Genomic DNA, 16,827 nt, shown 5'->3' with positions numbered 1-16,827 from the left:
ACAATGGACCGGCGTTCCACTCGCACGCCTTCGGGGATGCCTGCGCAGCGTTGGGTATCCGCCAGCGCTTCACGCGGGCCTACCGGCCGCAGACCAATGGCAAGGCGGAGCGCTTTATCCAATCAGCCCTGCGCGAATGGGCGTATGGGTGTGCCTATTCGAACTCGACGCAACGCCGGGCGGCCCTGCCCGTATGGACGCATTTCTACAACTGGCATCGGCAACATCATGGGATTGCTTGCAAGACGCCAGCGTCCCGTCTCCCACTCGCAGGAAACAACGTCTTGACTCTTCACAGCTAGACGCCACCCGGCAAAGCACTTGTGGTTTGCCCGTGTGCAGTGAATGGCAATATCGAAACACCACGGCCCAAATGCCACATTGGTACACGATGGTCTTCGCCACCTCCCGCCTGCAGCCTCATCTCACTCCATGCCTCGATGACGAAAAGCCCCCAGCAGATGCTGCGGGCTTTTCGAGCTGCGGCATGGCTACTTCGCGACAGCGGCGATATCGCTTGAACACCGCACGCCACCGGCAATGCCGATCACTTGCGTGTCGGAGTGACCGTTGGTACTGGCGTTGGGGTAGCCATCGGTATTTCAGTTGGAGTTGGAGTAACTGTCGGCAGTGGCGTAGGCGTGGCTGTTGGAGCCGGTGTCGCTGTCGGGATTGGGGTTGCTGTCGGAACAGGCGTCGCAGTAGGAACCGGGGTAACCTGCGTGCAGGTCTGAACGCCGCCTACTGGTGAGGGGCCAAATACTTCAAATTCATATATCGAGTTTGGGCTGGATGAATTGTTGTAAACCGCAACCGTAGATACACCATTGCGAGCACGCCCCAATACCTGCCTGCTGGTTCCGGAAATATCGCCGCCAATGCTTGACGAATCGGCCATGGCATTGCCCGCCGCATCATAGTACTTCACGTAGATATCGGCTGAGGATTTGACCTGAAACGCATTGATGGTCACTGGCGACACAAAGGTGTAGTAGCCCATCATATAAGGTGCAAACTGATAGGGTTGCTTCTTATCGCCATCAGTCAGCAAGGGAGTGCTGTCCAGCACGGAATAGTTGGTGTAGCCAATCGACATGTTCTTTCTGGCCAGGTATCCCCCCCAATCGCAATTGACGCGCGGATTGGGCGAATTGGGGCCAAACACATCGAACTCGTAAACAGTCAGCGGCTGGCTGCTGTTGTTGTACAGCGCGACCGTGTACACCCCGCTGCGCGAGTACACCAGATTGATTTTACTTGCCCCGGTAATGTCACCCCCGGTACTGGAGGAATCCGCCATGGCATTGTTGTTGGCGTCGTAATACTTTACGTACACATTGGCTGTCGCCTTGATTTGAAATGAATCGATCTGCACACCTTGATTAAAGCGGTAGTAAGCCATGCCATAAGGTGGCAGCGTCAAAGACGTGCTCAGATCGTCGTCCGTCAACAACGATGTTTGTCCAGTCACCGAACCTGGCCCGCTACCCAAGGTCAGGTCATTCAGTTCCAGATAGCCTCCGGTAAACGCATAGGCGATCCCGCACAGACACGACACAACAACAGCAACACTGGCCTGTTTTTTTCGCTTCAAGATCATCTTCAATTTTCGACTCATAAAGTGATGGAAAGTGGCTCGATAGAAGGCTCGATTCCTCGTCACCCGCAAAAGCCTTACAAAAAATTAGTTTAACATTATATTTTTATCAAGAAATTTTCCACATCAAAACCAAAAAAACTTACAAAATTTGTTCGATTTTTAACTAAGGCGCGCACCTCCACATCCAAGCAAGTCGCGTTAAAAATGCGTGGGTTCGCGCTATGCTGCAGCGTGCCCCAATTGCTCTCGCTGCTCGCCTTTGTGGCCGGTATCTGCGTGCTGCAGAACCAGCCAGCATTACCCGCTGTCGGCCCATGGCTGGCGGGAGCTTGCTGCTTGCTGTTGCCTGGGTGGCGTTGGCCACGCTGGCGCTGGCTGGCCGTCATTGCCCTATTCACACTTGGATTTGGCTATGCCGATCTGCGCGCCGGCTGGCGCATGGCAGACCGGCTGGACCCGGTGCTGGAAAACCAGCCGGTGCAGGTCAATGGCTATATTGCCGACCTGCCGCAGACTACGCGCTTTGGCATCCGTTTCAGCTTTGCGCCCGACGCGGGCCAGCACCTGCCCGCCACGGTTCAGGCCAGTTGGTATGGCAAACCACCAGCATTGCATGTGGGCGAGCGCTGGCGTTTGCAGCTCAAGCCAAAACAGGTGCACGGCAACCTCAACCCCGGTGGCTTCGACCTGGAAGCATGGCTGCTGCAGCAAGATATCGGCGCGACGGCAACGGTACAAAGCGGCAGCCTGCAGCCGGGCTTTGCCTGGCAGGCCAGCATCAACCGCGCCCGCGAAGTGCTGCGCGGTCGCATCCTGGCCGCACTGCCGCAAGCGCCCTATCGCGGCGTGATCGTCGCGCTGACGGTGGGCGACCAAGGCGGCATCCCCAATGAGCAATGGCAGCGCTATGCCGCCACCGGCATCACGCACCTGATTTCCATCTCCGGCCTGCATATCACCCTGCTGGCCGGGCTGGTGGCAGCGCTGGTGCGCTGGGGCTGGCGGCGCAACCCGGTGGCCGCGCGCTTTGGTGCACCACGCGCAGCGCTGATCGCCGGGGTGATCACGGCCCTGGTTTACAGCCTGCTCGCCGGCATGAGCGCGCCCACGCAGCGCACCTTGCTGATGCTAGCGATTGCCGCCTGGGGCTTGTGGCAGCAGAGGCCCGTCAGCACCGTGACCTTGTGGCTGGCTGCGCTGACGGCGGTGATGGTGTTCGACCCGTTTGCCGCACTGTCGATCGGCTTCTGGTTGTCCTTCCTCACCGTCGGCGGCTTGTTGTGGGCCGGCAGTGCGCGGCTGGGCGAAGGGCCGCGCTGGCAGGGCTGGGTCGGTACGCAATGGGCGGCCACACTGGCGTCCTTTCCACTGTTGATCATCCTGTTCCAGCAAATGCCGCTGACCTCGCCGCTGGCCAATGCGGTGGCGATCCCGCTGGTGAGCATGCTGGTGACGCCGCTGGCATTGCTGGGGCTGGCCGACCCGACCGATCTGGCGCTGCGCGGCGCCGAACGGCTGTTCGCGCTGACCGACTGGTTTCTGCAATGGTGCGAGCGCGTACCGGGTGGCATGCTTACCTTGCCCTCCCCGCCCGCGTGGGCATGGTTGCCGGCGCTGCTGGGCGTATTGTTGCTGCTGGCGCCGCGCGGTGTGCCGGGGCGTTTGCTCGGGCTGGTGTTCTTGCTGCCGCTATTGGCATTTGCGCCGCAGCAGGCCGCCGATGTGCGCTACCGTGTGACTGCCATCGACGTCGGTCAAGGTCTGGCAGTGCTGGTGCAAACGCGGCACCACGCGCTGCTGTACGACACCGGGCCACCACCCGCAGGCCAGCGCAATGTGCTGCCCACCTTGCGTGCACTGGGCGCGATGCAGCTCGATGCCGTCATCGTCTCGCACAACGATAACGACCACGCCGGTGGCGCGGTGGATGTGCTCAAGGGCGCGCATGCGGCGCAACTGTTGAGCAGCCTGCCGCCCGAGCATCCGGCCCGTCAGCTGGCCGTGCCGCAGATGGCTTGCCGACAGGGCCAGCACTGGCAGCGTGATGGCGTCGATTTCTCCATCCTGTGGCCGCCTCCCGACCTGCAAGGGGACGACAATGCGCATAGCTGTGTGCTGCAAATATCCGCCCCCGGCACACCGCCGTTGCTGATCACCGGCGACATCGGCCCGAACGAGGAAGCCGCCATTGCCGCCACGGGCAGCCTGCTGCCGCATGGCATCGTGATTGCGCCGCATCACGGCAGCGCACGCTCATCGACGCAAGCGCTGATCGACGCCACGCAGCCACGCTGGGTGGTGTTCTCATCCGGCTATCTGAATCATTTCGGGCATCCCAAGCCGGACACGCTGGCACGCTATGCAGCCGTTGGCGCGCAGCCGCTGCGCACCGACCGGCGCGGCGCAATCCGGCTGTACGTCGGCGATCAGGTTACAATCACGACTGAACGAAATATCCGCCGTCACTACTGGCTGGCCGTACCAGCCGCAGGAACGCCATGACCGCCACGCTGAGCACGCTGTACCGCTACCCCGTCAAATCCATGCATGGCCAGACCTTGCCACACAGCGACATCAGCCCGCTCGGCCTGCCCGACGACCGCGCCTGGATGCTGGCCGATGCCGATGGACGCTTCATCACCGGCCGCGAGCTGCCGCAGCTCGTTACGCTGCACGCCACACCGGACGACACCGGCCTGACCTTGCGCAGCGCCGACGGCAGCCAGTGCCGTGCCGAACGTGCCGAGTTCACCCACAAGCTGCCGGTGCAGGTGTGGAAGGACGGCTTTGCCGCCTGGCGCGGCGCTGCCGAGGCGGATGCGTGGCTGTCCGCCCAGCTGGGCCGGCCTGTGCATCTGATCCATACCGGCGACACCCAGCGTCGCGTGCGGCGCTACCCGGACGTGCCGCTGTCGTTTGCCGATGGCTATCCGCTGTTGCTGATTGGTGAGGCATCGCGGCTGCAGCTGTCCGAATGGGTGGGCCGCGACATGGCCATGGCACGTTTCCGCCCCAATCTGGTGGTGAGCGGGGCCGAGGCGTTCGCCGAGGATGGCTGGACCCGCATCCGCATCGGCGAGGTGACATTCCGGCTGGTGAAGCCGTGTGAGCGCTGTGTATTCACCACGCTGGACCCGGAGACCGGCGAAAAATCGGCCGATCAGGAACCGCTGCGCACCTTGGCAAAACGGCGCAAGGGTGAAGGCGGCGTGCTGTTCGGCCAGAACGTGATTGCCGAAAACGCCGGCCGGCTGGAGCCTGGCATGGCGGTGGAAGTGCTGGAAACAGCATGACGCACAAAGCGTTCTGGGATGCCCCCTACCGCACCGAGCTTGCCACCACCATTACAGCGGTGAATGGCGACGTGGTACAAGTCGCCGCTACGATTTTCTACGCCGAATCGGGCGGGCAGGAAAGCGATGCCGGCCAGTTCAACCAGTGGCCGGTGCTGGCCGCACGCAAGGATGGCAAAGCCATCCATTACACCCTGCCGGCCGGGCATGACTTGCAGCCAGGTGATGCTGTCACCATGCAGATCGACTGGCCGCGCCGCCATGCACTGATGCGGCTGCACTTTGCCGCCGAGATCGTGCTGGAGCTGGTCTGTGCTGCCTTGCCCGGCGTGGTCAAGGTTGGCGCACACATCGCGGCCGACAAGGCGCGCATCGATTTTTTGCTCGATACGCCCGTCACGCCGCTGCTGCCGGCACTGACCGAACAGGCCAATGCCATCGTCATCGCCGATTACGCCATCGAGAGCGCCTTCAGCGACGAAGCGGGCGAGCGCCGCTACTGGCAGATTCCGGCACTGGCGCGGGTACCGTGCGGCGGCACGCATTTGCGCCACACCGGTGAAATCGGCAGCATAGCCCTCAAGCGCAAGAATGTCGGCAAGGGCAAGGAGCGCATTGAAATCACCGTAGCCGCCTGAACCTGCTCTACCCCTGGAGATCGCCATGCTGTTGCGTCATATCGTGCTGTTTGCATTCAAGCCCGGCGTGGCTGGCGCCGACATTGCCTCGGCCGTGCAGGCATTTTGTGCGCTGCCCGGTGCAATCCCCGGCATCGCCGCGTTCGAGCATGGCGAGAACGTCAGCCCCGAGCCACTCAACGATGGGTTGACCCACGCCTTTACGCTGAGCTTTTTCAGCGAAGCAGGACGCGATGCCTATCTGGTGCACCCGGTACACACGGCGTTTGTGGAGCATGTGAACCCGCTGCTGGCCAAGGCGGTCATCGTTGATTACTGGGTGAGCTGAAGCGCCACAGGCGGCTCAGCCCCCATCGCGGCGGCAATGGTCATGCCATCCTCGGCACTGATTTCCAGCAAGCCAAAGCGGAAGGCATAGCCCCAGTTACGCCTGCCGCGCGTGAACGCCAGTTGCTCCAGCAACGGGCGTATTGCGGCACGTTGCGCCGGCCAATAGGCCACGTCGCGCCGGTGGGGCACGAAGCCACCGCCCATGTCGAACGGGTATGGCGCATCGTTGCAGACCGTGCCGATGGAGACAAAACTCTGGCACGGCGCACCCCCACCCATTTCCTCACCCGGCGCGTAGTAGATCACCACGTCACCGTTCACCAGCCGCCGCAGCGGCGCCACCTTGCCATGGCATACCTGCATATAGCCACCCTGCACGCCCCGTGCAGCATGATTGGCACTGGCCACGGCAATCCACCAGCGCGGCGCGTTCATGACTGTGCCACCACGTAGCCGGCAAAGGTACGGATCTCATCGGCCGCGCCGGCTGCCAGCTTGCGCACCAGCAGGCGGTTCCACAACCAGGCCAGCGGCCCCCAGCATTCCAGCGTTTCACGCACCAAGGTGCCCTGCGCGTTGGCGATGAACTCGGAGCGGGTGCGCAGGCGTGCCCCCATCAGCACGGCCACATCGCTGAAGCAGTGCGGCGCGATCAAGGTTTCGATCAGCATGCGTACCGTCGGCCCGCCCTGCGGCCGCAGCCAGAACGCCGCACCCTCCTGCACCGGCACGTCAATGCCGGTGGCCTCGAGCCCCTGATCCCAGCGCGGCCAGTCGGCAATATTGAGCTTGGCGGCAAACAACTGTGCCGGGGTGGCGCTGACTTGGGTTTCGATCTGATAGCGGTACATGGCTGGCTCCATCGTTGCGTCGTTGATGTAGCCAGATTACTGCAGGGTAGTGTCAATTTTTGTCAGTAGTGTGAGCGCCTCTTCTTGCTCGGCAGCAGCAGCAAATGAACCGGTATCAAGCCCCCGGCAAAGCCGGGTTCTAACCGGTTGCTACAGGCGAGACAGCGACGCTCCCCCCGCTTTATTCCACGCCCCCCGCCCTCGCCGTCGCGAGGGAGCCTCGCCGCGCTCGCCAGCGGCACGAGATAGCTTTGACCCCGCCCCCTTTCGTTCACGCATTGCGATAGGTGCCGAATTCTGCCTCCACACCCAGCTCGTTCATGAATGCCTGAGGATCGAAACCTTCGGCGGCATAGCGCTGCTGTATCTGCGCCTTGGCGTGATGGAGCGTGGCTTCATCGGCCCACTCCACCAGAGTCAGCACACGTACATTGCCGTTCTCCAATGCTTGAGTCAGCACCAGATTGCGCTTGCAGCCGGGCAGCTCGCGCACCATGCGGTCGATGCGATGCACGCGGGCACTGAAGGCCGCCAGCGCAGCGGCAGGTACGATGAAGCGGTCGATACGGAACAGGGCGGTATCGGCAACGATGGGGGCAGCAAGAACAACGGACATGGCACGGCTCCTGGATAAAACCAGCCGGGTGCTGGCATTGCAGGCAGTCTAGAATCTCAACTTAAGTTGAGGTCAACAGGGGCGCGCATGAATTTTCTGGAGCAAGCCGGCATTGCCACCACGCTGACGGTGGGCGAAGTGGCGCAGCGCAGTGGCGTGGCGGTTTCAGCACTGCATTTCTATGAGCGCAAGGGCTTGATCAGCAGTAGCCGCAGTAGCGGCAACCAGCGCCGTTACAGCCGCGATGTGCTGCGCCGCGTGGCCTTCATCCGCGTTGCGCAGCGTGTGGGCATACCGCTGGTGCAGATCGCCGCCGCGCTGGCCGGACTGCCTGCCACCGCAGCGCCCGACCGCGCCGACTGGGAGCGGCTGTCTGCGGCATGGCGGGCCGATCTGGATGCGCGCATCGAGCAGCTGCAGAAGCTGCGCGATACGCTGGATGACTGCATAGGCTGTGGCTGTTTGTCGATAGATCGCTGCCGGCTGCGCAATCCATATGACGAGCTGAGCCAGCAAGGCAGCGGGCCACAGCGGTTGTGGGTGGCACGGCAACTGGCGGATGAATGAGCGTAATCAGCTCGGGTCTGCCACCTTCTCACGCTCGCGCCAGCGCTTGAGCAAGACACGGCGGCGCTGCGGGTAGCGCTCGTCCAGCGCACTCAGCTCGGCAATGCGGTCGGTGCGGAAGCTGCGGAAATCCTGCCGCAGCTCGCACCATGCCACCAGCACGCGCACGCGGTCGAAAAAGGCCAGCGCCAGCGGCCAGACGATGCGCAGGCTGCCCTGCCCTGCACCATCACGATAGCGGATCTGCAGCTTGTGCTCGTTGCGGATTGCCATGCGCAACGCGCCCAGCAGTGCCAGACCGGGATCGGCCACTGGTGCGGCGATCAGCCCGGTGGCATCGACGCGCTCGCGCAAATCAACAGGCAGCACACCGACGATCTTGGCCAGTGCGTCCTGCGCGGCGCGGGCCAGTGCGGGGTCGCCATCGCGCATCACCATGCGTGCGCCCAGCACCAGCGCCTCGATTTCATCGTCGCCAAACATCAGCGGCGGCAGCAAAAAGCCCGGCCGCAGCACATAGCCGATGCCCGCCTCGCCCTGGATCGGCGCGCCTTGCGCAATCAGGGTCTGGATATCGCGGTACAGCGTGCGCACCGAGACTTCCAGCTCGTCCGCCAATGCGGCAGCCGTCACCGGCCGGCGATGGCGGCGCAGGCACTGGATCAGATCAAGTAATCGGGCAGCACGGGACATGCGCCCAGTGTAAAGCGGCGGGCAAAACCTTGCAGGCTGTGCGCATGGTCACCCCTGCACCGGTCGGCGTTCCGCCCCCATTGCCAGCGTCGTTGCACCGGGTAGCCATGCTTGCCATCTGCCGCACCCACCCTGCAGCCCAATGCGCCAAATGTAAAACGTACTTTACATCTTTTGCCGGAGCGCATAATGTAAAGCAAACTTTACTTCAGCAAGGGCTAACCATGCTTGTCGCACGTCTGCTCTACCTGCTCCGCGTCATCACCGGGCTGTTGCTCATCACCTTGCTGGCTGGCGCTGCCGGCTTCGCACCGCTGGCCGGGCTGCCCGCTGAGCTGCGCCCCTGGCTGGCCGCCGGACTATCGCTGGCGTGGCTGGCCCTGTTGCCGTGGGCGCAACGCCGCCTGCAGCGCATGGATGAGCTGCACCAGTGGATCAACGCACGCGCCTGCGTAGCTGCACTGGCCAGCGGTGCGGTGGCCTCAGCCGGAGTGGGTAGCCTGCAGGCGCTCGGCTATGTGCCACTGTTCAACCAGCTATGGACCTTTGCCGCCCTGCTGGCGCTGTGGGGTATCGGCTTGATGGTGGCCGACTGGCCGTTTCACGCGCGGGGTGAAGCATGAAAATCATGGTCACCGGCGGCGCCGGTTATCTGGGCACGTGGATCGTCCGCACCTTGCTCGATCACGGCCACGAGGTGCACGCCACGGTGCGTGACCTGCACGATGCCGGCAAACTGCCGCCCCTGTACGCCCTCGCCCGGCAACACTCCGGCCGCCTGCATCTATACGCGGCCGACCTGTGCGCCACCGCAGACTTCGACGCCCCGATGCAAGGCTGCGATGCCGTGATCCATGCCGCATCGCCCTACTTTCTGCACGCAGATCGCAACCCGGCGCAGACGCTGCTGGCGCCGGCGATCGAGGGCACGCGCAACGTGCTGGCCGCCGCCAGCCGCTGCCCTACGGTGCGGCGTGTGGTGGTCACCAGCAGCATCGTCACGCTGTACAACGACGCGCGCAGCCTGTCCGTCCCCATCGACGAAACCGGCCACAGCCAGCACGCGCTGCGCGATGCGCCCTATGCGCTCTCCAAGCAGCAGGCAGAAGCAGTCGCCCGCGAGATGGCGGCAGCGCAAACGCAGTGGTCGCTGGTCACCCTGCACCCTGGCGCCATTTTCGGCCCGTCGCTGTCGCAGCGCACCGATGCCACCAGCGTGCAGATGGTGCGCGATTTCCTGCGCGGCCAGTTCAAAGCCGGCGTGCCTGATCTGAGCCTGGGCATCGTGGATGTGCGCGACGTGGCGCTGGCGCATGTGCTTGCCGCCACACGGCCCACCGCACATGACCGCTATCTGCTGGTGGCACAGAGCATGCGCCTGATCGACATGGCCGCCGTACTGCGCGGCTATCTGCCTGCTGCATGGCGCGACCGGCAACCCACCCGCACCTTGCCCAAAGCGCTGATCTGGCTGCTTGGCCCCTGGATAGGCATGCCGCGCCGTTATGTCGCTCGCAATGTCGGCCACCCGCTGCCTTGCAATGCCAGCCGCAGCCTGCGCGAGCTGCTGCCCGTATACCGCCCCGCCACCGACACGCTCTGCGACCATGCCCGCCAGTTGCTTGATGACGGCTTGCTGGAGGCGGCATGAAAAACCACATCAAGGCGCTGCGCCAGCAACGCGAGCTGACCCAGCAAGCGCTGGCCAAGTTGCTGGGTGTCAGCCGGCAAACGGTGATTTCGATCGAAAGCGGCCGCTTCGACCCCAGCCTGCCGCTGGCTTTCAAGCTGGCACGGGTGCTGGATGCGCCGATTGAGGCGATCTTCGACGCCGAGGAAGGCTGAACAGGGACTATCGCCCGGCCTGGGGCGCCGGCGGCAGCTCGCGTTGCAAGCGCTTGAGGAACACCTGCATCTCTTTCACCGCCTGCAAATCCCCCTTGGCTTCGGCCACGGTGATGCCGCGCTGGTATGCATCCATGGCGGCCTGCGCATCGCCACTGGCGGCCAGTGCCTTGCCCAGCAGCTTCCACGCCGCCGAGTAATTCGGATCATGCGCTACTGCGGCTTGCAGGTGTGGCACCGCGTCGGCCGCTTGCTCATTGCCCAGCAGCGCCTGACCCAGGCCAAAGCGCAGCAGCGCGTTGTCCTGCCCCTTGGCCAGCATGGCGCTGAGGGCTTCGATTTGTTTGGGATTCATCGCATGATCCTGACGTTGCGCTCAATAAGCAGATCGCTGCAGACCGCCATTTTTCAAGCGCTCCGACAAAGCGCCGGGCGGGCGTGACGGCAAACGGGTAAAATCGCCGCATGCCAGATCAACGCACTGCCCTGCACGTCCTCGAACACGTTTTCGGTTACCACGCTTTCCGTGGCGAGCAGGCGGCCATCGTCGATCAGGTGGCCGGCGGCGGCGATGCGCTGGTGCTGATGCCCACCGGCGGCGGCAAATCGCTGTGCTACCAGATTCCATCCTTGCTGCGCGATGGCTGCGGCGTGGTAGTGTCGCCACTGATCGCGCTGATGCAGGATCAGGTCGATGCACTCAAGGAACTGGGCGTGGCAGCGGCCTTTCTCAATTCCACCTTGAGCAGCGACGAAGCGCGGCAGGTGGAGCAAGCCTTTGTCGCCGGCGATCTGCAGATGATCTACGTCGCCCCCGAACGACTGGTGACGCCGCGCTTTGTGCAACTGCTGCAATGCACGAAGATCGCCTTGTTCGCCATCGACGAGGCGCATTGCGTCTCGCAATGGGGCCACGATTTCCGCCCGGAATACCTGCAACTGGGCCTGCTGGCCGAGATGTTCCCCGGCATTCCGCGCATTGCGCTCACCGCCACCGCCGACCACGCCACGCGCGAGGAAATGGTGCAGCGGCTGCGGCTGGAGGATGCGCGCCAGTTCGTATCGAGCTTCGACCGCCCCAACCTGCGCTACACCATCATCGAGAAGAAAAGCGGCCGCGAGCAATTGCTGCAATTCATCCGCCGCTCGCACGAGGGCGATTCGGGCATCGTTTACTGCCTGTCGCGCAAGAAGGTGGAGGACACCGCTGCGTGGCTGCGCGAGAAGGAAATCCGCGCGCTGCCCTATCATGCCGGGCTGGACGCCAGCACGCGTGCCAAACACCAGCAGATTTTCATCCGTGACGAAGGCGTAGTGATGGTGGCAACCATCGCCTTCGGCATGGGCATCGACAAGCCGGACGTGCGCTTTGTCGCGCATCTGGATCTGCCCAAGAGCATCGAGAACTACTACCAGGAAACCGGCCGTGGCGGCCGTGACGGTCTGCCGGCCAGCGCATGGCTGACTTACGGCCTGAACGACGTGATGCTGCTGTCCGAGATGATCGAATCATCCGGCGCATCCGAGCAGCAAAAGCTGGTCGAGCGCCGCAAGCTCGAAGCGATGCTGGGCTATGTGGAGGCCACCGACTGCCGCCGCCAGACGCTGCTGGGCTACTTTGGCGAAGCCAGCCAGCCCTGCGGCAATTGCGACAACTGTCTGAACCCGCCGCAACTGATCGAGCAGACCGAGGCGGCGCAAAAGGCGCTGTCCTGCGTGTTCCGCACCGGCAACCGTTTTGGCGTCGGCCATCTGGTCGATGTGTTGCAGGGCAAGCTGAACGACAAGGTGCGCCAGCATTTTCACGACAAGATCAGCACTTTCGGCATCGGCAAGGACACCGACGAAGCCACCTGGCGTGCGGTATACCGCCAACTGGTGGCGCGCGGCGCGCTGCGCATGAGCCCCGATGGCCACGGCGGGCTGGCTCTCACTGACAGCGCGCGACCCTATCTGCGCGGCGAAGCGCCGCTGTTCCTGCGCGCTCGCACCGAGAAATTTGCCTACAAGGCCAGGGAAACCGGTTTCGACAACCCGGCCGACGAATCCTTGTGGCAGGCGCTGCGCAAATTGCGCAAGCAATTGGCCGACGAGCAAAACGTGCCGGCCTACGTGATATTTGGCGACGCCACCCTGCGCGAGATGGTGCGGCTGCGCCCGGGCGACGAGTACGAGTTCTCACGCATCTCCGGCGTGGGCGACCGCAAGCTGGAAAAGTATGGCGCGGATTTTCTGGCCGAGATTGCCAAGCTGTAGCCCCCCTTTTTGCCCCTCGCGATTTTGTAACCACCTGTCGCCAAAGCAAATGTCTGTATCGCCAACCTGACAGTGATCGTATACGATCGCGTCGGGCCGGTTTTCATACCGGCCTGACTATTTACCATCAGGGATAAGCATGAAAAATATCAAATGGTTGAGCGCACTTGCCGCTGCCTGTGCCATCGCACTGTTTTCGGGTTGCGCCAGCGTACCCGCAGCAAAAGAATCTGCCGACAAGGCCGCCAAGGAATTCAAGGTTCAGCCGGGCAAAGCCAACATTTATGTCTATCGCAACGAGACATTCGGTGCAGCGGTCACCATGCCGGTAGCGCTGGATGGCAAGCTGGCTGGCAAGACTGCATCCAAGACCTACTTCGCATTCGAAGTAGAGCCGGGCCAGCACGAAATCCTGTCGGAAACCGAAGACACTTCCAAACTGCAGTTGAATGTCGAAGCAGGCGCCAACTACTACGTTTGGCAGGAAGTGAAGATGGGCGTCCTGTCGGCACGTTCCAAACTGCAAACCGTTGATGCACAAACCGGCCAGAAGGGCGTGCAGGAATGCAAGCTTATTGATAGCCCGTTGCCACAGGCCACCGGCATCGCCAGCAAATAAGCCGGCAAGCCGGTCAGCAAAAACGGGGGCATCGCCCCCGTTTTTTATTTGTGCTTGCGTACGTGCCTAGCCTTGGGCGCCGGCTTGGCACCCTTGCTGGCCGGGGCACGCTTGACCACGTGCGACTTGCGCACAGTCTTGCGGGCGGCCATCTTCGGTGCAGGTCGCGCAACAGCGCTACCGGCATGGACATGGCTACGCGGCTTGCTCATGGTACTGGCCTTGCGGCCACGTTTGGCCACATGCTTGCCAGCGCGTTTGCCGTGGCGGGCTGCCTTGCCGGCGTGGTGCTTGCCGGAGCTGGCGTGCGCACGGGTGGCGCCCTGCGCCTGGGCATGCTGGCGGTGTGCGGCAGGCGCAGCGCTGGACGGATCATCGAACGGCAGCGGCGCGTCTTCGGCGTAGGCCAGTTGCAGGGTCAGGCCCAGCAGCAATACAAGCAGTTTTTTCATTGTTTGCAATCCTTCGGCATGGCGGGCCATGCGGTTTTCAGTCTCTGCGGCTCACGCCCCGGGCGCGAGCAGGAATTCGGTCAGCGCTGCCAGTGCGGCAGGCCGGTTGGAAAATGCCGCCAGACGCCCGCGCGCTTGTGGCTGCAGGTCGAGGTCATACGGCAGGCGGCCGGCGATCAGCCAGAGCCGCTCTGTGGGCAGGCGCGCCAGCAATGCGCGCTGTGCCGGGTGCAGCACGGCGTTATAACTGACCAGCACGATTTGCGCATCGGCCGGCAATTGCCCCACTGCGGCGTCGATTTCAGCGTCGGATGGCGCCAATGGCAACGGTATTTCTGCCACCGTCAGCCCGGCCTGCGCCAGATGCGGCGCCAGCGACTCGCGCCGCTGCGCTTGGCGCCCATTGGCCACCTCGTCGATTTCGGTGCGCGTGCGCACTTCGCACGTCAGCACCACCACCGGCAGCACAGGATCGAGCGCCACGCGCTCTCCAACGCATTGCACCGCATTCCGGTGGACACGCCGCGACAATGCCAGCGCATCCGGCAGGGCCAATTGCGAGCCCGGCACGTCTGGCAGCTCGCGCCTATCGGGCAAGCGCTGCTTGAGCGCCAGGATGCGCGCCACCGCTGCCTGCAGCCGCGCCGGGGCGATGTCGCCCGCAACCAGCCTAGCCTGCATGGTATCGAGAAAGCCGTGCTGACGCTGCGGCGTATGTGAGATCAGCAGCACATCGGCACCGGCACGAAAGGCGGCCAGTGCACCGGTCACCGTGCCGCGCCCCTTGGCAATGGCGTCCATTTCCAGGCAATCGGTGAACACCACGCCGCTAAAGCCCAGCTCGTCGCGCAGCAGGCCGGTGAGCACGGCGTGCGACATGGTAGCGGGCGTATCCGCATCGGGCTCGATGGCGGGGAACGCCACGTGCGCAGTCATGATGGCATCGACGCCGGCAGCAATCGCCGCACGGAACGGCGCCAGTTCGACTGCATCCAGCCGTGCGCGATCATGCGGCACGCGCGGCATGCCCAGGTGCGAATCGGTATCGGTGTCGCCGTGGCCGGGGAAATGCTTGGCAGTAGTGGCCAGCCCGGCCGCCTTGATACCGGCCAGTGCAGCCCCGGCATACGCATCGACAGTGGCAACATCCTCGCCATAGGCGCGCACGCCGATCACCGGGTTGTTGCGGTTGTTGTTGATATCGAACGACGGCGCAAAATTGATGTTGATGCCCAGCGCGGCCAGCTCGGCATTGCACAGCCGGGTCAGCTCGCGGCAATCATCGACCGAACCGGCCGCCTGAAAGGCCAGCGGCGATGGCAACGGCGTCATGCCGTCCTCGATGCGCATCACCATGCCGCCCTCCTGATCGATACCGATCAGCAAGGGGATATCGCTGACTTCAGCATTGATCGCTTGCAACTGCCGGCACAGCCGCGCTACCTGCGCCGGTGACTCGACATTGCGCCGGAACAGGATGACGCCCCCCAGATGGCGCTCGCGGATCAGCTGCGTGATGTGCGCATCCGGCTCCAGGCCATCAAAGCCGGCCATCAGCAACTGGCCGATCTGCCGCGCTGGCGTCAGCGCGGCAACATCAAAGGGTTTCACGCAGCCAGCCGGCGCAGCACTTCGTCACGGCCCAGCAGCGCCAGTACGGCATCGACCGACGGCGTGTTGGTAATACCGCAGACCTTGGCGCGCAGCGGCATGCCCACTTGCGGCATCTTCACGCCCTGCTGCTTCACGAAGTCCTTGATGTACTGGCTCAGGGTCGGCGCGTCCCACGCCGGCAGGCTGGCCGCGCCCTCGGCAAACAGGCCCAGCCGTGCTTCATCATCCGGCGTCAGGTGCTTTTCGACCACATCGGCGGTCGGGTCCAGCGGACGATAGAAATACTCGGCCTGGCTGGCCATTTCCACCAGCGTCTGGCTGCGGTCCTTCAGCAAAGTGCACACCTCGGCCAGTGCCGGGCCGGCTGCCGTTTCCACACCCTTGTCGGCAAGAAAACCCGCCACGCGGTCAGCCAGCCGTTGCGGTTCGACCGCCTTGATGTGCTGCGCGTTCAACCACAGCAGCTTGTCGCGGTCGAAACGGCTGCTGGACGGCGATACATCCTTGAGGTCGAACCAGCCGACAAACTGATCCAGTGTGAAAAACTCGTCATCGCCATGGCCCCAGCCCAGGCGGGCCAGATAGTTGAGTAGCGCTTCCGGCAGAAAACCCTGCGCATCGTAATCAACCACCGATACTGCATCCTTGCGCTTGCTCATCTTGGCGCCGGATTCGTTCAGGATCATCGGCAGGTGCGCGAACACCGGCACCGGAGCACCGATGCCTTCGTAAATGTGAATCTGGCGCGGCGTGTTGTTCACATGGTCATCGCCACGGATCACATGGCTGATGCGCATGTCGATATCGTCGACCACCACGCAGAAGTTGTAGGTCGGCGTGCCGTCCGGGCGGGCGATGATCAGGTCATCCAGCTCGCCGTTGCTGATTTCGATGCGGCCCTTGACCTGATCGTCCCACGCCACCACGCCATCAACAGGCGTGCGGAAACGCACCACCGGCTTGATGCCTTCCGGCACGACCGGCAAGGTCTTGCCCGGCTCCGGGCGCCAGCGACGGTCGTAGCGCGGTTTTTCGCCACGGGCTTCGGCCTCGGCACGCATCTGGTCCAGTTCTTCGCGGCTGGTGTAGCAAAGGTAAGCATGGCCAGTGGCCAGCAGTTGCTGGATCACTTCCTTGTATCGTTCCATGCGCTGCATCTGGTAGAACGGGCCTTCGTCATAATCCAGCCCCACCCAGTGCATGCCGTCCAGAATGGCTGCCACCGAGGCCGGGGTGCTGCGTTCCAGGTCGGTATCCTCGATGCGCAGCACGAACTCGCCACCGTGCTTGCGGGCATAGGCCCACGAGAACAGTGCGGTGCGCACACCGCCGATGTGCAGAAGACCAGTCGGGCTGGGCGCGAATCGGGTACGGACTGTGGTCATGATGACTCCGGAAACGGCAAAACAGCGATTTTACGGGAAGCACCGGCCGCCTGCAGCGGTCTGGTGTG

At 63.4% G+C, this 16,827-nt stretch carries 20 protein-coding genes; 11 read left to right on the top strand and 9 right to left on the bottom strand.

The genetic code is table 11. The features are described from left to right. On the top strand, positions 1-302 hold a 302-nt coding region (locus B9A19_RS18560; protein ID WP_139798974.1), incomplete at its 5' end, for an integrase core domain-containing protein. Positions 303-547: 245 nt separating this feature from the next. Here B9A19_RS18560 and B9A19_RS18555 read toward each other — a convergent pair. Further along, on the bottom strand, positions 548-1,606 hold the full coding sequence (locus B9A19_RS18555; RefSeq protein ID WP_139798973.1) for a hypothetical protein: 1,059 nt from the start codon (positions 1,604-1,606) through the stop codon (positions 548-550). A 225-nt stretch (positions 1,607-1,831) separates the two neighbouring features. On the opposite strand from B9A19_RS18555, the gene B9A19_RS18550 reads away from it, so the two are divergent. Genes B9A19_RS18550 through B9A19_RS18535 form a run of 4 tightly spaced genes read left to right on the top strand, consistent with a single transcriptional unit; the run spans position 1,832 to position 5,859 of the window. Next, positions 1,832-4,102, top strand: coding sequence for a DNA internalization-related competence protein ComEC/Rec2 (locus B9A19_RS18550; RefSeq protein ID WP_176217016.1), 2,271 nt, complete (start codon positions 1,832-1,834; stop codon positions 4,100-4,102). After that, complete coding sequence (locus B9A19_RS18545) at positions 4,099-4,893, top strand: MOSC domain-containing protein (RefSeq protein WP_084092653.1); 795 nt, start codon at positions 4,099-4,101, stop codon at positions 4,891-4,893. The genes B9A19_RS18550 and B9A19_RS18545 overlap by 4 nt, the downstream gene beginning before the upstream one ends. After that, complete coding sequence (locus B9A19_RS18540) at positions 4,890-5,531, top strand: alanyl-tRNA editing protein (RefSeq protein WP_084092652.1); 642 nt, start codon at positions 4,890-4,892, stop codon at positions 5,529-5,531. Before B9A19_RS18545 ends, B9A19_RS18540 begins: the two co-directional genes overlap by 4 nt. 25 nt (positions 5,532-5,556) lie before the next feature. After that, positions 5,557-5,859, top strand: a complete 303-nt coding sequence (locus B9A19_RS18535) for a Dabb family protein (RefSeq protein ID WP_084092651.1) — start codon at positions 5,557-5,559, stop codon at positions 5,857-5,859. Here the strand turns inward: B9A19_RS18535 and B9A19_RS18530 are convergent. The 3 genes from B9A19_RS18530 to B9A19_RS18520 all read right to left on the bottom strand — a co-directional run bounded on the left by B9A19_RS18530 (position 5,844) and on the right by B9A19_RS18520 (position 7,328). Beyond that, positions 5,844-6,296 carry an EVE domain-containing protein gene (locus B9A19_RS18530; RefSeq protein ID WP_084092650.1) on the bottom strand — a complete coding sequence of 151 codons (453 nt, stop codon included), beginning with the start codon at positions 6,294-6,296 and terminating at the stop codon, positions 5,844-5,846. The two genes, B9A19_RS18535 and B9A19_RS18530, sit on opposite strands and share 16 nt — an antisense overlap. Then, a complete protein-coding gene (locus tag B9A19_RS18525; protein WP_084092649.1) occupies positions 6,293-6,712 on the bottom strand; it encodes an SRPBCC family protein in 420 nt (139 codons plus the stop codon). The genes B9A19_RS18530 and B9A19_RS18525 overlap by 4 nt, the downstream gene beginning before the upstream one ends. Positions 6,713-6,983: 271 nt before the next feature. Next, entirely contained in the window at positions 6,984-7,328 is a 345-nt protein-coding gene (locus B9A19_RS18520; protein ID WP_084092648.1) for a hypothetical protein, read from the bottom strand. Between the two features lie 87 nt (positions 7,329-7,415). On the opposite strand from B9A19_RS18520, the gene soxR reads away from it, so the two are divergent. Next, complete coding sequence (gene soxR / locus B9A19_RS18515) at positions 7,416-7,895, top strand: redox-sensitive transcriptional activator SoxR (RefSeq protein WP_084092647.1); 480 nt, start codon at positions 7,416-7,418, stop codon at positions 7,893-7,895. A gap of 6 nt (positions 7,896-7,901) precedes the next feature. Here soxR and B9A19_RS18510 read toward each other — a convergent pair whose 3' ends face one another. Further along, on the bottom strand, positions 7,902-8,588 hold the full coding sequence (locus tag B9A19_RS18510) for a helix-turn-helix transcriptional regulator (RefSeq protein ID WP_084092646.1): 687 nt from the start codon (positions 8,586-8,588) through the stop codon (positions 7,902-7,904). Positions 8,589-8,812: 224 nt separating this feature from the next. Between B9A19_RS18510 and B9A19_RS18505 the strand changes: the two genes are divergently transcribed. Genes B9A19_RS18505 through B9A19_RS18495 form a run of 3 tightly spaced genes read left to right on the top strand, consistent with a single transcriptional unit; the run spans position 8,813 to position 10,433 of the window. Continuing rightward, positions 8,813-9,211: a hypothetical protein gene (locus B9A19_RS18505; protein WP_084092645.1), complete on the top strand. Its 399-nt coding sequence runs from the start codon at positions 8,813-8,815 to the stop codon at positions 9,209-9,211. Then, positions 9,208-10,239, top strand: coding sequence for an NAD-dependent epimerase/dehydratase family protein (locus B9A19_RS18500; RefSeq protein ID WP_084092644.1), 1,032 nt, complete (start codon positions 9,208-9,210; stop codon positions 10,237-10,239). The genes B9A19_RS18505 and B9A19_RS18500 overlap by 4 nt, the downstream gene beginning before the upstream one ends. Next, positions 10,236-10,433 (top strand): helix-turn-helix transcriptional regulator, encoded by a 198-nt coding sequence (locus tag B9A19_RS18495; RefSeq protein ID WP_084092643.1) that lies wholly within the window; start codon positions 10,236-10,238, stop codon positions 10,431-10,433. The genes B9A19_RS18500 and B9A19_RS18495 overlap by 4 nt, the downstream gene beginning before the upstream one ends. Positions 10,434-10,440: 7 nt before the next feature. Here the strand turns inward: B9A19_RS18495 and B9A19_RS18490 are convergent, their stop codons facing one another. Further along, positions 10,441-10,788, bottom strand: a complete 348-nt coding sequence (locus B9A19_RS18490) for a tetratricopeptide repeat protein (RefSeq protein ID WP_084092642.1) — start codon at positions 10,786-10,788, stop codon at positions 10,441-10,443. A 110-nt stretch (positions 10,789-10,898) separates the two neighbouring features. Here B9A19_RS18490 and recQ point away from each other — a divergent pair, with 110 nt between their 5' ends. Next, positions 10,899-12,689 carry a DNA helicase RecQ gene (gene recQ, locus B9A19_RS18485; RefSeq protein WP_084092641.1) on the top strand — a complete coding sequence of 597 codons (1,791 nt, stop codon included), beginning with the start codon at positions 10,899-10,901 and terminating at the stop codon, positions 12,687-12,689. Positions 12,690-12,828: 139 nt separating this feature from the next. After that, positions 12,829-13,308 carry a DUF2846 domain-containing protein gene (locus B9A19_RS18480; protein ID WP_084092640.1) on the top strand — a complete coding sequence of 160 codons (480 nt, stop codon included), beginning with the start codon at positions 12,829-12,831 and terminating at the stop codon, positions 13,306-13,308. 44 nt (positions 13,309-13,352) lie between these two features. On the opposite strand, the gene B9A19_RS18475 is transcribed toward B9A19_RS18480, so the two are convergent. From B9A19_RS18475 to gltX, 3 genes are read right to left on the bottom strand one after another with little or no spacing between them, the layout of a single operon-like run. Beyond that, entirely contained in the window at positions 13,353-13,760 is a 408-nt protein-coding gene (locus tag B9A19_RS18475; RefSeq protein ID WP_084092639.1) for a hypothetical protein, read from the bottom strand. 51 nt (positions 13,761-13,811) lie between these two features. Then, positions 13,812-15,371, bottom strand: a complete 1,560-nt coding sequence (gene nagZ, locus B9A19_RS18470; RefSeq protein WP_245804383.1) for a beta-N-acetylhexosaminidase — start codon at positions 15,369-15,371, stop codon at positions 13,812-13,814. After that, positions 15,368-16,759 (bottom strand): glutamate--tRNA ligase, encoded by a 1,392-nt coding sequence (gene gltX / locus B9A19_RS18465; protein WP_084092638.1) that lies wholly within the window; start codon positions 16,757-16,759, stop codon positions 15,368-15,370. The genes nagZ and gltX overlap by 4 nt, the downstream gene beginning before the upstream one ends. Between the last annotated feature and the right edge of the window lie 68 nt (positions 16,760-16,827).

Origin of the sequence: Andreprevotia lacus DSM 23236 (genome assembly GCF_900176275.1) — a bacterium.
GTDB classification, from domain to species: domain Bacteria; phylum Pseudomonadota; class Gammaproteobacteria; order Burkholderiales; family Chitinibacteraceae; genus Andreprevotia; species Andreprevotia lacus.
Note: the sequence above shows the minus strand (reverse complement) of the source record. Positions and strands in the feature narration are given on the sequence as shown.

Coding starts and splice junctions, on each gene's coding strand:
- B9A19_RS18545 (WP_084092653.1), top strand. CDS start 4,099: ATGACCGCCACGCTGAGCACGCTGTACCGCTACCCCGTCAAATCCATG.
- B9A19_RS18540 (WP_084092652.1), top strand. CDS start 4,890: ATGACGCACAAAGCGTTCTGGGATGCCCCCTACCGCACCGAGCTTGCC.
- B9A19_RS18535 (WP_084092651.1), top strand. CDS start 5,557: ATGCTGTTGCGTCATATCGTGCTGTTTGCATTCAAGCCCGGCGTGGCT.
- B9A19_RS18530 (WP_084092650.1), bottom strand. CDS start 6,296: ATGAACGCGCCGCGCTGGTGGATTGCCGTGGCCAGTGCCAATCATGCT.
- B9A19_RS18525 (WP_084092649.1), bottom strand. CDS start 6,712: ATGTACCGCTATCAGATCGAAACCCAAGTCAGCGCCACCCCGGCACAG.
- B9A19_RS18520 (WP_084092648.1), bottom strand. CDS start 7,328: ATGTCCGTTGTTCTTGCTGCCCCCATCGTTGCCGATACCGCCCTGTTC.
- soxR (WP_084092647.1), top strand. CDS start 7,416: ATGAATTTTCTGGAGCAAGCCGGCATTGCCACCACGCTGACGGTGGGC.
- B9A19_RS18510 (WP_084092646.1), bottom strand. CDS start 8,588: ATGTCCCGTGCTGCCCGATTACTTGATCTGATCCAGTGCCTGCGCCGC.
- B9A19_RS18505 (WP_084092645.1), top strand. CDS start 8,813: ATGCTTGTCGCACGTCTGCTCTACCTGCTCCGCGTCATCACCGGGCTG.
- B9A19_RS18500 (WP_084092644.1), top strand. CDS start 9,208: ATGAAAATCATGGTCACCGGCGGCGCCGGTTATCTGGGCACGTGGATC.
- B9A19_RS18495 (WP_084092643.1), top strand. CDS start 10,236: ATGAAAAACCACATCAAGGCGCTGCGCCAGCAACGCGAGCTGACCCAG.
- B9A19_RS18490 (WP_084092642.1), bottom strand. CDS start 10,788: ATGAATCCCAAACAAATCGAAGCCCTCAGCGCCATGCTGGCCAAGGGG.
- recQ (WP_084092641.1), top strand. CDS start 10,899: ATGCCAGATCAACGCACTGCCCTGCACGTCCTCGAACACGTTTTCGGT.
- B9A19_RS18480 (WP_084092640.1), top strand. CDS start 12,829: ATGAAAAATATCAAATGGTTGAGCGCACTTGCCGCTGCCTGTGCCATC.
- B9A19_RS18475 (WP_084092639.1), bottom strand. CDS start 13,760: ATGAAAAAACTGCTTGTATTGCTGCTGGGCCTGACCCTGCAACTGGCC.
- gltX (WP_084092638.1), bottom strand. CDS start 16,759: ATGACCACAGTCCGTACCCGATTCGCGCCCAGCCCGACTGGTCTTCTG.